Origin of the sequence: Enterobacter sp. PP-008-ECC_S150 (genome assembly GCF_045257065.1) — a bacterium.
Lineage (GTDB): Bacteria > Pseudomonadota > Gammaproteobacteria > Enterobacterales > Enterobacteriaceae > Enterobacter > Enterobacter chengduensis.
On record NZ_JBJHHG010000001.1, the window covers coordinates 488,305 to 502,105 of the forward strand.

11 protein-coding genes and 1 pseudogene are annotated in these 13,801 nt (G+C 57.0%); 7 read left to right on the forward strand and 5 right to left on the reverse strand.

Annotated elements, in window-relative coordinates:
- Positions 1–52: 52 nt before the first annotated feature.
- The 4 genes from ACJBF3_RS02200 to ACJBF3_RS02215 form a co-directional block, all read right to left on the reverse strand.
- Entirely contained in the window at positions 53–754 is a 702-nt protein-coding gene (locus ACJBF3_RS02200) for a DnaA inactivator Hda (protein ID WP_166792068.1), read from the reverse strand.
- Positions 755–848: 94 nt separating this feature from the next.
- Positions 849–2,138: a uracil permease gene (gene uraA, locus ACJBF3_RS02205; protein ID WP_045325951.1), complete on the reverse strand. Its 1,290-nt coding sequence runs from the start codon at positions 2,136–2,138 to the stop codon at positions 849–851.
- A gap of 86 nt (positions 2,139–2,224) precedes the next feature.
- Positions 2,225–2,851, reverse strand: a complete 627-nt coding sequence (upp, locus tag ACJBF3_RS02210) for a uracil phosphoribosyltransferase (RefSeq protein WP_045325953.1) — start codon at positions 2,849–2,851, stop codon at positions 2,225–2,227.
- Between the two features lie 216 nt (positions 2,852–3,067).
- Positions 3,068–4,498: a 6-phospho-beta-glucosidase gene (locus ACJBF3_RS02215; protein ID WP_045325955.1), complete on the reverse strand. Its 1,431-nt coding sequence runs from the start codon at positions 4,496–4,498 to the stop codon at positions 3,068–3,070.
- A 266-nt stretch (positions 4,499–4,764) separates the two neighbouring features.
- Here ACJBF3_RS02215 and purM point away from each other — a divergent pair, with 266 nt between their 5' ends.
- The 4 genes from purM to ppx all read left to right on the forward strand — a co-directional run bounded on the left by purM (position 4,765) and on the right by ppx (position 10,247).
- Positions 4,765–5,802 carry a phosphoribosylformylglycinamidine cyclo-ligase gene (purM, locus tag ACJBF3_RS02220; protein WP_047716102.1) on the forward strand — a complete coding sequence of 346 codons (1,038 nt, stop codon included), beginning with the start codon at positions 4,765–4,767 and terminating at the stop codon, positions 5,800–5,802.
- Positions 5,799–6,440 carry a phosphoribosylglycinamide formyltransferase gene (purN, locus tag ACJBF3_RS02225; protein ID WP_045325960.1) on the forward strand — a complete coding sequence of 214 codons (642 nt, stop codon included), beginning with the start codon at positions 5,799–5,801 and terminating at the stop codon, positions 6,438–6,440. Before purM ends, purN begins: the two co-directional genes overlap by 4 nt.
- Positions 6,441–6,644: 204 nt before the next feature.
- Positions 6,645–8,705 (forward strand): polyphosphate kinase 1, encoded by a 2,061-nt coding sequence (gene ppk1 / locus ACJBF3_RS02230; RefSeq protein ID WP_045325961.1) that lies wholly within the window; start codon positions 6,645–6,647, stop codon positions 8,703–8,705.
- Positions 8,706–8,708: 3 nt separating this feature from the next.
- A complete protein-coding gene (ppx, locus tag ACJBF3_RS02235) occupies positions 8,709–10,247 on the forward strand; it encodes an exopolyphosphatase (RefSeq protein ID WP_045325963.1) in 1,539 nt (512 codons plus the stop codon).
- Between the two features lie 4 nt (positions 10,248–10,251).
- Here the strand turns inward: ppx and ACJBF3_RS02240 are convergent, their stop codons facing one another.
- Complete coding sequence (locus ACJBF3_RS02240; protein ID WP_045325964.1) at positions 10,252–12,492, reverse strand: EAL domain-containing protein; 2,241 nt, start codon at positions 12,490–12,492, stop codon at positions 10,252–10,254.
- Positions 12,493–12,844: 352 nt separating this feature from the next.
- On the opposite strand from ACJBF3_RS02240, the gene ACJBF3_RS02245 reads away from it, so the two are divergent.
- From ACJBF3_RS02245 to ACJBF3_RS02255, 3 genes and pseudogenes are all read left to right on the forward strand, one after another.
- Entirely contained in the window at positions 12,845–13,033 is a 189-nt protein-coding gene (locus ACJBF3_RS02245; protein ID WP_052672178.1) for a YfgG family protein, read from the forward strand.
- Positions 13,034–13,060: 27 nt separating this feature from the next.
- Positions 13,061–13,279, forward strand: a pseudogene (locus ACJBF3_RS02250) (MFS transporter); the annotation flags it as partial.
- A 51-nt stretch (positions 13,280–13,330) separates the two neighbouring features.
- Entirely contained in the window at positions 13,331–13,798 is a 468-nt protein-coding gene (locus tag ACJBF3_RS02255) for a DUF6130 family protein (RefSeq protein WP_045325967.1), read from the forward strand.
- Positions 13,799–13,801: the final 3 nt, after the last annotated feature.

A 13,801-nucleotide genomic window follows, 5' to 3' on the forward strand; every position in this document is an offset into this window, starting at 1 on the left:
ACAAAGAGCACCCGTAGGCCCGGTAAGGCGTAGCCGCCACCGGGCAAAAAACTTAAAGCTTGAGAATATCTTTCACAAACGGGATGGTCAGCTTGCGCTGGGCGGTAATGGAGGCGCGATCGAGCTGATCGAGCGTGTCAAACAGGGTGCGCATTTCCCGGTCCAGACGCTTGAGCAGGAAGCGCCCCACGTCCTCCGGCAGCTCAAACCCGCGCTGCTTTGCGCGCAGCTGTAGCGCCTGAAGCTTATCTTCATCCGACAGCGGCTGGAGCTTGTAGATTTGCCCCCAGTCCAGACGAGACGCCAGGTCCGGCAACCCGAGATTGAGCTGGCGCGGCGGGCGATCGCCGGTGATCAGCAGCCGGGTTTTACCCGACTCCAGAATGCGGTTATAGAGGTTGAAGATCGCCATTTCCCACGGCTCATCCCCCGCCACGCATTCGATATTATCAATGCAGACCAGCGAGAGATGTTCCATTCCCTCCAGCACTTCGGGCACAAACCAGGTCCGTTTATCGAGCGGCACGTAGCCTACCGCATCGCCGCGCGCGGAAAGTTCCGCACAGGCGGCATGCAGCAGATGGCTGCGCCCCGCGCCTTCGCGTGACCAGATATAGATGTATCCGCTGTGTTCCTGACGCAGCACGTTTTGCAGTGCAGCCAGTAAAGAGGGGTTATCACCCGGCCAGAAACTCGCAAACGTTTCGTCGTCAGGGAGATAAAGTGGCAGAGAGAGCTGTGCCGGTCCGTTCAGAAGTACCTCAACCAGATCTGACATAAAATCGGCATGGAGTTTAACACGGAACCCGCCAGGAGAGAACCGGGCGATCCCTCGCCCGATTTTTCGATCAATGCGGTGCTTTTTCGCTGTCGTCCGCGTCCAGAATGTCTTCTTCCGGGCGGATCACCGAGATCAGCTTGAAGATCAGGCTCAGGCCCACGCCAACGATGGTCGCCAACGCCATGCCCTTCAGCTCGGCCGCGCCGATGTGTACCTTCGCGCCGCTCACGCCGATAATCAGGATCACCGAGGTCAGGATCAGGTTCTGCGCTTTGCTGTAATCCACTTTAGATTCAATCAGCACGCGAATACCGGAGGCACCGATCACCCCATACAGCAGCAGAGACACGCCGCCCATCACCGGCACCGGGATGATCTGAATCGCTGCCGCCAGCTTGCCGACGCAGGAGAGCAGAATGGCGATGATCGCCGCGCCGCCGATAACCCAGGTACTGTAGACGCGGGTGATCGCCATCACGCCAATGTTCTCGCCGTAGGTGGTGTTTGGCGTGGAGCCAAAGAAGCCGGAGATGATGGTGGAGAAGCCGTTAGCGAACATGGAGCGGTGCAGGCCCGGGTCGCGGATTAAATCGCGCTTAACGATGTTCGCCGTCACCACGAGGTGGCCGACGTGCTCCGCAATCACCACCAGCGCCGCAGGCAGAATGGTGAAGATGGCGAACCACTCGAAGCGCGGCTGATAGAAGGTTGGCAGAGCGAACCAGTGCGCCTGGGCAATCGGCGTAGTGTCCACCACGCCCATCGCGAAGGAGAGCGCATAGCCCGCCAGCACGCCGATGAGGATCGGTATAATCGCCATGAAGCCGCGGAACAGCACGGAGCCAAACACCGTCACGCCCAGCGTGACCAGCGAAATGATAATGGTTTTGGAATCCGGTGACTGGCCGTCAGCAGGCAGCAGACCGGCCATGTTCGCCGCCACGCCCGCCAGTTCCAGGCCGATGACGGCAACGATGGCGCCCATCGCCGCAGGCGGGAACATCACGTCCAGCCAGCCGGTACCGGCTTTCTTCACGATGAAGGAGACCAGGCAGAACAGCACGCCACACATGATAAAGCCCCCCAGCGCGACCTCATAACCCAGCGGCAGCAGCAACAGTACCGGAGAGATAAAGGCGAAGCTCGACCCGAGATACGCCGGGATTTTGCCTTTACAGATGAAGAGGTACAGCAGCGTACCGATGCCATTGAACAGCAGCACGGTAGCCGGGTTAATGTGGAACAGGATTGGCACCAGCACGGTTGCGCCAAACATGGCGAACAGGTGCTGCAAACTAAGCGGGATAGTCTGTAAAAGCGGCGGTCTTTCACTCACCCCGATAGCACGGCGCGTCATAGTGTTTTCCTCTGTGTAGTATCGTTGTTGGTGTTTTATTCAAAAAAAAGCCGACTATCAAAGTCGGCTTATTTATCGTTATTCGATTATTTCGTACCAAAGATCTTATCGCCGGCATCGCCGAGCCCCGGGATGATGTACCCGTGCTCGTTCAGGCCCTGGTCGATAGAGGCGGTATACAGCTCAACGTCCGGATGCGCTTTTTCCAGCGCCGCGATCCCTTCCGGTGCCGCAACCAGGACCAGCACCTTAATGCTGCTGCAGCCCGCTTTTTTCAGCAGGTCGATGGTGGCGATCATCGAACCGCCGGTCGCCAGCATTGGGTCAACCACCAGCGCCATACGTTCGTCGATGTTAGACACCAGTTTCTGGAAGTAAGGCACCGGCTCGAGGGTTTCTTCGTCACGGTAGATACCGACCACGCTGATGCGCGCGCTTGGCACGTGCTCCAGCACGCCTTCCATCATGCCGAGGCCGGCACGCAGGATTGGCACCACGGTAATTTTCTTACCTTTGATCTGCTCAACCTGCACCGGGCCGTTCCAGCCTTCGATGGTGACTTTTTCTGTTTCCAGATCGGAGGTCGCTTCGTAGGTCAGCAGGCTGCCGACTTCAGAGGCCAGTTCGCGAAAACGCTTCGTGCTGATGTCATGCTCACGCATCAGGCCCAACTTGTGTTTAACGAGTGGGTGTTTCACTTCCACAATCTTCATTCTCTTTCTCCTCTGAGGTGGCATCCGCAAAAAAATCGCGGGATTATACCGCTTTTTTCGGATTGCGCCATACCCATGTTGCTTGATGTACGTCAATCAAAAACAAAAAAGCCGGAGGCTGGGCTCCGGCTTGGGCGCGGGGTTTTGCCGGGTGGCGCTACCGCTTACCCGGCCTACACATCCCGTAGGCCCGGTAAGCGCAGCGCCACCGGGCAATTATAGCTGCTCGCCGTTGCTGGCGATCACCTGCTTATACCAGTCGAACGACTTCTTCTTGCTGCGGTTCAGCGTGCCGTTCCCTTCATTGTCTTTATCCACAAAGATAAAGCCGTAGCGTTTTTTCATTTCGCCCGTTCCGGCAGACACGAGGTCGATGCAGCCCCATGGGGTGTAGCCCATCAGGTCTACGCCATCCTCCACTACCGCTTTTTTCATCTCGCGGATGTGCGCAGACAGGTAGTCGATGCGGTACTGGTCGTTCACCGTGCCGTCGCTCTCCTGCACGTCAATCGCGCCAAAGCCGTTCTCAACGATGAACAGCGGCAGCTGGTAGTGATCCCAGAACCAGTTCAGGGAGTAGCGCAGCCCCACCGGGTCAATCTGCCAGCCCCAGTCGGATTTCTGCACGTACGGGTTAGAGACCAGGCTCTTGCTCTCGTCGTAATCCAGCTGCGGGTTGTCCGCCGTGGCCTTGGTGGCAAACGACATGTAGTAGCTAAAGCCGATGTAATCCACGCAGCCCTGCGTCAGCGCCGCTTTATCTTCTTCGGTGATATCCAGCACGAAGCCACGACGTTCAAAGTAGTTGAGCAGATGCTGCGGGTACTTGCCGCGCACGTGCACGTCGGTGAACCAGTAGCGGCGGTGCATGGCGTTCATCGCCATCATCATGTCGTCCGGCGCGCAGGTCAGCGGGTAGATTGGGCACATGGCGATCATGCAGCCGATCTGCAGAGACGGGTTAATCTCGCGCCCCGCCTTCACCGCCAGGGCGCTGGCCACCAGCTCGTAGTGCGCGGCCTGGAACATCACCGGCTCACGGTCTTCACCCGGCGCGTACTTCAGCCCGGAGTTGGTGAACGGCGCGAAGTCCTCGTGGAAGTTGGCCTGGTTGTTGATCTCGTTGAAGGTCATCCAGTACTTCACCTTATGCTGGTAGCGCTGGAACACCACTTTTGCGAAACGGACGAAGAAGTCGATCAGCTTGCGGTTGCGCCAGCCGCCGTATTCCGTCACCAGGTGGAAAGGCATTTCGAAGTGAGACAGGGTAATAACCGGTTCGATGCCGTGCTTCAGGCACTCGTCGAACAGATCGTCATAGAATTTCAGGCCCGCCTCGTTAGGCTCATGCTCGTCCCCATTCGGGAAAATGCGCGTCCAGGCAATTGAGGTGCGGAAGCATTTAAACCCCATCTCGGCAAAGAGTTTGATGTCTTCTTTATAGCGATGGTAGAAATCGATGGCTTCGTGGTTAGGATAATTTTTCCCTTCCAGCACGCCGTTGGTGATTTCACGCGGCACGCCGTGCGCGCCGGCCGTCATGACGTCGGCGACGCTGACGCCCTTGCCGCCCTCTTTCCAGCCGCCTTCCAGCTGATGCGCCGCAACCGCACCGCCCCACAGAAAATCTGCTTTAAATCCTGACATTCGCTTTCCCTCATTCTGCGTTATTTTCTGCAAAAACAATTACAGAAACCGGTTTCAGTTCGATGATGTGCAAAGGGATAAGCCGTTGCAAGTAGAAAACAGAAACCGGTTTCATTTTCGTGAACAGAGTCAAGTTTGGCCGCATTCAGAAGGGACAAAGAAAAAAAGATCCCCACGTCCAGAATAGGCTCGCAAACGTTTGCCTGGACTGTTAGAATTGCGCCGATTTTTCTTACTAGCTATGCAATCGCGTGGGGATTTAAGCCGTGACCAACAAAACTTCTCTCAGCTACAAAGATGCCGGTGTTGATATTGACGCAGGTAATGCGCTGGTTGACCGAATCAAAGGTGTGGTGAAAAAAACCCGCCGCCCTGAAGTGATGGGTGGTCTGGGTGGCTTCGGCGCACTGTGCGCGCTGCCGCAAAAATATCGTGAACCTGTTCTGGTCTCGGGAACTGACGGTGTAGGCACCAAACTTCGCCTGGCGATGGATTTAAAACGTCACGACACGATCGGTATCGATCTGGTCGCGATGTGCGTAAATGACCTGGTGGTACAGGGCGCAGAGCCGCTGTTCTTCCTCGATTACTACGCGACCGGCAAGCTGGACGTGGATACCGCTGCCAGCGTGATTAACGGTATCGCCGAAGGCTGTCTGCAATCTGGCTGTGCGCTGGTCGGGGGTGAAACCGCGGAAATGCCGGGTATGTATCACGGCGAAGATTATGACGTCGCGGGCTTCTGCGTCGGCGTAGTAGAAAAATCAGAAATTATCGACGGCAGCAAAGTGGCCGATGGCGATGTGCTGATCGCGCTGGCCTCCAGCGGCCCGCACTCCAACGGCTACTCCCTGGTGCGTAAAATCCTCGAAGTGAGCGGCTGCGACCCACAAACTACCGAGCTGGAAGGCAAACCGCTGGCTGACCATCTGCTGGCCCCAACCCGCATCTACGTGAAAAACGTGCTTGAGCTTATCAAGAACGTCGACGTTCACGCTATCGCCCACCTGACCGGCGGCGGCTTCTGGGAAAACATTCCGCGCGTCCTGCCGGACAACACCCAGGCGGTGATCGACGAATCCTCATGGCAGTGGCCAGCCGTCTTTAACTGGCTGCAGACCGCAGGCAACGTCAGCTCCCACGAAATGTACCGCACCTTTAACTGCGGCGTGGGCATGGTTATCGCCCTGCCGGCAAGCGAAGCGGATAAAGCGGTTAAGCTGCTGACGGAGAAAGGTGAAAACGCGTGGAAAATCGGTACGATTAAAGCCTCCGATTCCGAAGAGCGTGTGGTCATTGAATGAAAAACATCGTGGTGCTCATTTCCGGCAACGGAAGCAACTTGCAGGCGATAATTGACGCCTGCAAACAGAAGAAAATCAACGGCACCATTCGGGCAGTGTTCAGCAACAAGGCCGACGCGTTCGGCCTTGAGCGCGCGCGGGAAGCGAATATTCCCGCGCACGCGCTGGAGGCCAGCCAGTTCGCCGGGCGTGAAGCCTTTGACCGCGAGCTGGTTCAGGAGATTGATGCCTACGCGCCGGACGTGGTCGTGCTGGCAGGCTATATGCGTATTCTCAGCCCGGCGTTTGTCGAACACTTCGCCGGACGTCTGCTGAATATTCACCCTTCCCTGTTGCCAAAATATCCCGGCCTGCACACGCACCGTCAGGTGCTGGAAAACGGCGATGAGGAGCACGGCACCTCCGTGCATTTCGTCACCGACGAGCTGGACGGCGGTCCGGTGATCCTGCAGGCTAAAGTTCCGGTCTTTGGCGGCGATAGCGAAGAAGACGTGACCGGGCGCGTGCAGGCCCAGGAACACGCCATTTACCCGCTGGTGGTGAGCTGGTTTGTCGACGGGCGTCTCGAGATGCGCGATGGCGCAGCCTGGCTGGACGGCGTTAAGTTACCTCCGCAGGGTTATGCGGCGGAAGAGTAGTTTGTTGTGTCGGGTGGCGCTACGCTTACCCGACCTATCTCATTGCATTACCCGATATTGCCTCCCCCACCCCCCTAACATCCCCAACAAAAAAATAACTGTCATACTTTTCTGGCACTGTTGGACATATCGTGGAAATGCTCGCCATAATAAGGACGAGACGGATTTACCACGTCCTGTGATTGAACTGGAGTGTGAGCTGTAATGGGTCAGGAAAAGTTATATATCGAGAAAGAGCTAAGCTGGTTAGCATTTAACGAACGTGTACTCCAGGAAGCGGCAGACAAAAGTAACCCGCTGATTGAGCGCATGCGTTTTTTGGGCATCTATTCCAACAACCTGGATGAGTTCTACAAGGTTCGCTTCGCCGAGCTGAAAAGACGCATCATCATCAGCGAAGAACAGGGCTTAAACTCGCACTCGCGGCATCTGCTGGGCAAAATCCAGTCCCGCGTGCTGAAAGCCGATCAGGAATTTGACGGCCTGTATAACGAACTGCTGCTGGAGATGGCGCGCAATCAAATCTTCCTGATTAACGAACGCCAGCTCTCCGTTAACCAACAAAACTGGCTGCGCCACTACTTCAAACACTATCTGCGCCAGCACATTACCCCGATTCTGATCAACCGCGAAACCGATCTGGTGCAGTTCCTGAAGGATGATTACACCTACCTGGCGGTAGAAATTATTCGCGGTGAATCTATCCGTTACGCGCTGCTGGAGATCCCATCCGACAAGGTGCCGCGCTTTGTGAACCTGCCGCCGGAAACGCCGCGCAGACGCAAGCCGATGATCCTGCTGGATAACATCCTGCGCTACTGTCTGGACGACATCTTCAAAGGCTTCTTCGATTACGATGCGCTCAACGCCTACTCGATGAAAATGACCCGTGACGCCGAATATGACCTGGTGCACGAGATGGAAGCCAGCCTGATGGAGCTGATGTCCTCCAGCCTGAAGCAGCGCCTGACGGCCGAGCCGGTGCGCTTTGTTTATCAGCGCGATATGCCGGACGCCATGGTGGAGATGCTGCGCGAGAAGCTGACCATTTCGCGCTATGACTCCATCGTGCCGGGTGGCCGTTACCACAACTTTAAAGACTTTATTGGCTTCCCGAACGTCGGCAAAGCCAACCTGGTGAACAAGCCGCTGCCGCGCCTGCGCCACCTGTGGTTCGATAAATTCCGCAACGGATTTGACGCCATTCGCGAGCGCGACGTGCTGCTTTACTACCCGTATCACACCTTTGAACACGTGCTGGAGCTGCTGCGTCAGGCCTCGTTCGACCCGAGCGTGCTGGCGATCAAAATCAACATCTACCGCGTGGCAAAAGATTCCCGCATCATCGACGCGATGATCCATGCGGCGCACAACGCCAAAAAGGTCACGGTGGTGGTTGAGCTACAGGCGCGCTTCGACGAAGAGGCGAACATTCACTGGGCCCGCCGTCTGACGGAAGCGGGCGTGCACGTCATCTTCTCCGCGCCGGGGCTGAAAATTCACGCCAAGCTGTTCCTTATCTCCCGTAAAGAGGGTGACGACGTGGTGCGTTACGCCCACATCGGCACCGGGAACTTTAACGAGAAAACCGCGCGAATTTATACCGACTACTCGCTCTTGACCGCCGATGCCCGCATCACCAACGAGGTGCGCCGGGTCTTTAACTTTATCGAGAACCCGTACCGCCCGGTAAGCTTTGACTATCTGCTGGTCTCGCCGCAGAACTCGCGCCGTCTGCTGTACGATATGATCGATAAAGAGATCGCCAATGCCCAGAAAGGCTTGTCGTCCGGCATTACGCTGAAGCTTAACAACCTGGTCGATAAAGGCCTGGTGGATCGCCTGTATGCGGCCTCCAGCTCCGGCGTGCCGGTTAACCTGCTGATCCGCGGCATGTGCTCGCTGATCCCGGAACTGGAAGGCATCAGCGACAATATTCGCGTGATCAGCATCGTTGACCGCTACCTGGAACACGATCGGGTCTATATTTTTGATAATGCGGGTGATAAGCAGGTCTACCTCTCTTCGGCAGACTGGATGACGCGCAATATCGACTACCGAATTGAAGTCGCGGCACCGCTGCTGGATCCGCGCCTGAAGCAGCAGATCCTCGACATCATCGAGATTCTGTTCAGCGATACCGTGAAAGCACGCTATATCGACAAAGAACTCAGTAACCGCTATGTGCCGCGCGGCAACCGCCGCAAAGTGCGGTCACAGCTGGCGATTTACGACTATATCAAATCACTCGAGCAACCCGATTAACCTATGCCGATAAATGATAATACCCCACGCCCGCAGGAATTCGCCGCGGTCGATCTTGGCTCTAACAGTTTCCACATGGTCATCGCCCGTGAGGTGGATGGCGCGCTGCAGATCATCGGTCGTCTGAAGCAGCGCGTACACCTGGCGGATGGCCTTGATGAACGCAGCATGCTCAGCGAAGAGGCGATGGAGCGTGGGTTAAACTGCCTGTCGCTGTTTGCTGAGCGCCTGCAGGGCTTCTCGCCCTCCAGCGTCTGCATCGTGGGTACCCACACCCTGCGTCAGGCGCTGAACGCGCCGGAGTTTCTCAAGCGGGCCGAAAAGGTGATCCCCTACCCGATTGAGATCATCTCCGGCAACGAGGAAGCGCGTCTGATTTTTATGGGCGTTGAGCACACCCAGCCGGAAAAAGGACGCAAGCTGGTGATCGACATCGGCGGCGGCTCTACGGAGCTGGTGATCGGCGAAGACTTTGAGCCGCGCCTGGTGGAAAGCCGCCGTATGGGCTGCGTCAGCTTCGCCCAGATGTACTTCCCGGGCGGCACCATCACCCGCGAGAACTTCCAGCGCGCGCGTATGGCCGCCGTTCAGAAGCTGGAAAACCTGGCCTGGCAGTACCGCATCCAGGGCTGGAACGTGGCGCTGGGCGCGTCTGGCACCATCAAAGCGGCGCATGAGGTGCTGCTGGCGATGGGTGAAAAAGACGGCTTTATCACGCCCGAACGCCTGACGCTGCTGACCGAAGAAGTGCTGAAGCATAAAAGTTTTGACGCCCTAAGCCTGCCGGGTCTTTCCGACGAGCGTCAGGCGGTCTTCGTACCGGGGCTGGCTATTCTCTGCGGCGTGTTTGACGCCCTCGCCATTAAAGAGCTGCGTTTGTCAGACGGCGCGCTGCGTGAAGGGGTGCTGTATGAGATGGAAGGCCGCTTCCGCCATCAGGACATTCGCAGCCGCACCGCGCAAAGCCTGGCCAACCAGTACAACATCGACCGCGAGCAGGCGAAGCGCGTGCTGGACACCACGGTGCAGATGTACGAACAGTGGGAAGAGCAAAATCCGAAGCTCGCGCATCCGCAGCTTGCGGCGCTGCTGAAATGGGCCGCGATGCTGCACGAGGTGGGGCTGAACATCAACCACAGCGGCATGCATCGCCATTCGGCCTACATTCTGCAAAACAGCGATCTGCCTGGCTTCAACCAGGAGCAGCAGACCATGATGGCGACCCTGGTGCGCTATCACCGCAAGGCCATCAAGCTTGACGATCTGCCGCGCTTCACGCTGTTCAAGAAGAAGCAGTTCCTGCCTTTAATTCAGCTGCTGCGCCTGGGCGTGCTGCTCAATAACCAGCGTCAGGCCACCACCACGCCGCCGACGCTGAAGCTTAAAACCGACGACCATCACTGGACGCTGAGCTTCCCGCACGACTGGTTCAGCCAGAACGCGCTGGTCCTGCTGGACCTGGAAAAAGAGCAGCAGTACTGGGAAGCGGTCACCGGCTGGCTGCTCAAAATCGAAGAAGAGAGCGCTGACGTCGCCGCCTGACGGCTCAGGCGTCCGCGGTGGACGCCTCGGTTTCCAATAGTGACGCCAGCGGTGCCGGTCTGCCGATCAGATAGCCCTGCAGATAATCGATGCCTAGCGCGTGAACCGCGCTACGTATCTCTTCCGTCTCGACGTACTCCGCCACCACCAGCATCTTCTTCATGCGCGCCAGATGGCAGATAGACGCCACAATCTGGTAATCCAGGCTGTTGTTGACGATATTGCGAATAAAGCTGCCGTCGATCTTGAGAATGTCGGCATCCACGCTTTTCAGCCGCGCATAGCTGGCATACCCGGTGCCAAAATCATCAATCGCAATACGTACCCCCATTTTCTGCAGCTGCTGGAGGATGTGTAGCGCCTGCTCGCCGCTGCCGAACGTGCTGCACTCCGTCACCTCAAAAATCAGCTGCCACGGCTCAATCGCGTATTTCGCCAGCAGGCGACTCACTTCAAGCGGGAACGGCACCCGGCACACGGTTGAAGGCGCCAGATTAATGGCGAATCGCTGGGCGGGAAGGCTTTCGCGATGCGCGGCCAGGAAGCGCAGCGTATGCTCCAGCACCCACAAATCTACCCGCGAGGAGAGGCCAAACTCCTGCGCGACGGGCAGGAACTGGTCAGGAGAGAGCAATTGCCCCTTCGCATCCGGCATCCGCAGCAGGACTTCGTGATAGCGATCGCCACGCAGGCCGCAAACGGGTTGAACCAGCAGGGTAAATTCGTCGTTATCGAGCGCCTTTTGCAGGCGGCTCATCATCGCGACCTTATCCTTCAGGCTGCGCTGCAAATGGACGGCCCCACGCTGCTGAAGATTTTCCGGATGGTTGGAGGAGAGCGACAGATCGGCCACCACCCCCAGCTCGCCCAGCACCAGATAAAGATGGTTAACCGGAGAACGGACATAGCAATAGCTCACGCCAACCTGCGGCTGCAGCGGCATGCCGTCCCAGACAAAGCGAAACTGCTTAATATGCTCGTCGAGAGTATCAATCCGCTGCTGGTGCGACTCCGCGTTGAGCCGCACCGCCAGGTCATATCCGGTCAGATGATACACCTGCTCATTGGGCTGGAGCGTGCCGTTCACCCACTGCGCCAGCTGCTGTTTGTACAAAATACGCAGCAGCACGCCGTAGTTTCGGCCCAGAATTTCCAGCTCCGGAATGCGCAGCAGGCAGAGCGCCGACCACGGGTTTTTTGCCAGATCGCGCGACAGCGCCCGCAGGTTAGGCATATGAACAATCGGGTCGAGCAGCGCCAGCCTGCGGGAGCGTTTATTCACCGCGCGCTGGCGCGTCGCCAGCATCGACATATAAATCACCACAAACGAGAAGACCAGGTAGCTGGACGAGGTGATCGCCAGCTGAATGTCGTACCCCGGGTTCATGGGGATATAGCGGTAAAAATAGTGAATAGACACCAGCAGCACCGGCGTCCAGATCAGCGAAATCAGCTTATAGCCAAAGCGCATCGCGCCCCAGAGCATCACCGGCATCAGCAGCGACAGGGTGTAGTTGGTGGTGAATATGGAGCTGTTTTCATTCATCGGAAGCAACAGCAGCGAAAGCAGCCCGCCAAGCGCAATCGCCCACAGCAAAAACTCGGCGACCGTCACCTTTTTGTCTATCTGGGCGCGGATCTGCGAGAGAAGACTTTTGACGTAGCGCGGATGACGAATCAGGCGGTTCAGCAGATAGCTCAGGGGCACGCCCGTCAGCCCGCTGACCAGCAGCGTCTGATAGTTAATCAGCGTGCGAATATTAAGGGGGTTGAGTCCCGCAAGGCTCTGGCGGCTCTCATAGACCCCCAAATAGACCGCAAACTGAAACAGCACCAGAAACAGCGTCGCGGGACAAAAGGCCTGCCAGAAGATGCGCTGCGCCATCAGCCGGACGTCGCCGTACGCCGTCATATTGCGTCTGGGGGCAAACACCCGGTATCCGCCCCAGCTGAGCACTAAAGGAACGATAAAATGCAGCACACCGGCGAGGGTTTCAAACATCCCGACCGACGGGTAATAGCGAATGAAGAGCGACAATACGATCCCGGGCAGCGCTTCCAGGCCAAAGAACATCATCAGCGAAAGCAAAAATGAGAGCGGTAGGTAATAGAGTGCCACAATGCCGTCGCCCAGCTGCGTATACGTATTCGCGACGCTCAGCGCGGGAAGTAAAACCACCGGAATAATAAGCGGCAATGCCCACCAGCGGTTTTGATTGTTTTTCAGGAAAGCAAGAATATTCATAGATGCCCGGTTAAACCCCTTTCGCTCCAGAGGGAAATAAAGACAGGCATCCAACCTGACCTACGCGCCACCCGGCGGCATGCCGGGCAAACAGTGTGGAGGAAGGATTTTAAATATCAGGGGCGGGAATCCGTTGACATAAATCAAACTACTTGCCGCAAATAACTTTTCAGGGCGTTTTTTTGGGAATAATTTTCTTCATATTATCAATATGGTAAATGCGTTAATTAATTTTAATAACATTAGTTAATGTAAACATTGACGGTTATTTACACACGACAGAATTGACCCCCTCTTCCCGCTGTGCCTTAATATCCTCATCGCCCAAAAGGGCTTACCCAGGAAAAACAGAGTGAGTCAGGTCACGCGTATGCGCAAACGACATCGATTTAACACCCGAATGACCCGCATCATACTGCTCATCAGCTTCCTGTTTTTCTTTGGCCGCTTCGTTTACTCTTCCATTGGCGCCTGGTATCACCATCAGGATAAAACCCAGTCTCAGCAGTCCAGCCTGAGCGTCGACGCCGCTGACCGCTAAACCGCCGAAGGATGTTGCACGAGCCGCATCACCGGCCAGCTGATGGCGGCAGCCTCACCGTTTGCCTATGCGTGGCTGAATAAAACGCTGGGGATCGCGGGTGCAATGTGGGTTTCAACGGGGCTGACGCTGGCGATAGCCATTGTGCGCCGTCCCGGAAGGCAAAGTGTATCGCACTGTATCCCGCGGGCCACGGTGACAAACGGGTACAAAACGCCCCCACCGGCAAATATCTCCGATACATAAAAATGGTTTTCTTTCCCTGTCGCCATCGAGAACCGATGAGGAGAGAGAGCAATGATTCGTCGCTATTTACTTTTCCCCCTGCTTGTCCTGACATCTGTAGCACGTGTCCAGGCCACACCGCTGGACAATCTGAGCGCCGCTGACGTTAACGGCCCCGCCGCCGTTGCCCCGCTGGCGCAGCCGCAGCCGCCTGCAAAACTGATCGTCGATCCGCCGCTTGCCGGGCCGCTGAGCAAAGGCGCGGTGTTTATCCAGTACCGTGCCGAAAACCTGCGCATCGAGCCGGTGTTCGGGCCCGACGCGCTCAAGGTCACCCCGCGCATCGGGCACATTCACGTGGTGGTGGATGACGCGCCGTGGCACTGGGCTGACGCCAGCGGAGAGCCGGTGATCCTGGTGGGTCTGCCCGCAGGGAAACACAAGGTGACCATTATTCTGGCCGACCCGACGCATAAGCCGCTCGACCATAAAACCGTTGAATTCACCGTACCGCCCCACGCGGCGGTCCACCATTTTTAAGGA

Bases quoted from the DNA above. Each gene is read 5' to 3' on its own strand.
- uraA (WP_045325951.1), bottom strand. From the start codon at position 2,138: ATGACGCGCCGTGCTATCGGGGTGAGTGAAAGACCGCCGCTTTTACAG.
- upp (WP_045325953.1), bottom strand. From the start codon at position 2,851: ATGAAGATTGTGGAAGTGAAACACCCACTCGTTAAACACAAGTTGGGC.
- ACJBF3_RS02215 (WP_045325955.1), bottom strand. From the start codon at position 4,498: ATGTCAGGATTTAAAGCAGATTTTCTGTGGGGCGGTGCGGTTGCGGCG.
- purN (WP_045325960.1), top strand. From the start codon at position 5,799: ATGAAAAACATCGTGGTGCTCATTTCCGGCAACGGAAGCAACTTGCAG.
- ppk1 (WP_045325961.1), top strand. From the start codon at position 6,645: ATGGGTCAGGAAAAGTTATATATCGAGAAAGAGCTAAGCTGGTTAGCA.
- ppx (WP_045325963.1), top strand. From the start codon at position 8,709: ATGCCGATAAATGATAATACCCCACGCCCGCAGGAATTCGCCGCGGTC.
- ACJBF3_RS02240 (WP_045325964.1), bottom strand. From the start codon at position 12,492: ATGAATATTCTTGCTTTCCTGAAAAACAATCAAAACCGCTGGTGGGCA.
- ACJBF3_RS02255 (WP_045325967.1), top strand. From the start codon at position 13,331: ATGATTCGTCGCTATTTACTTTTCCCCCTGCTTGTCCTGACATCTGTA.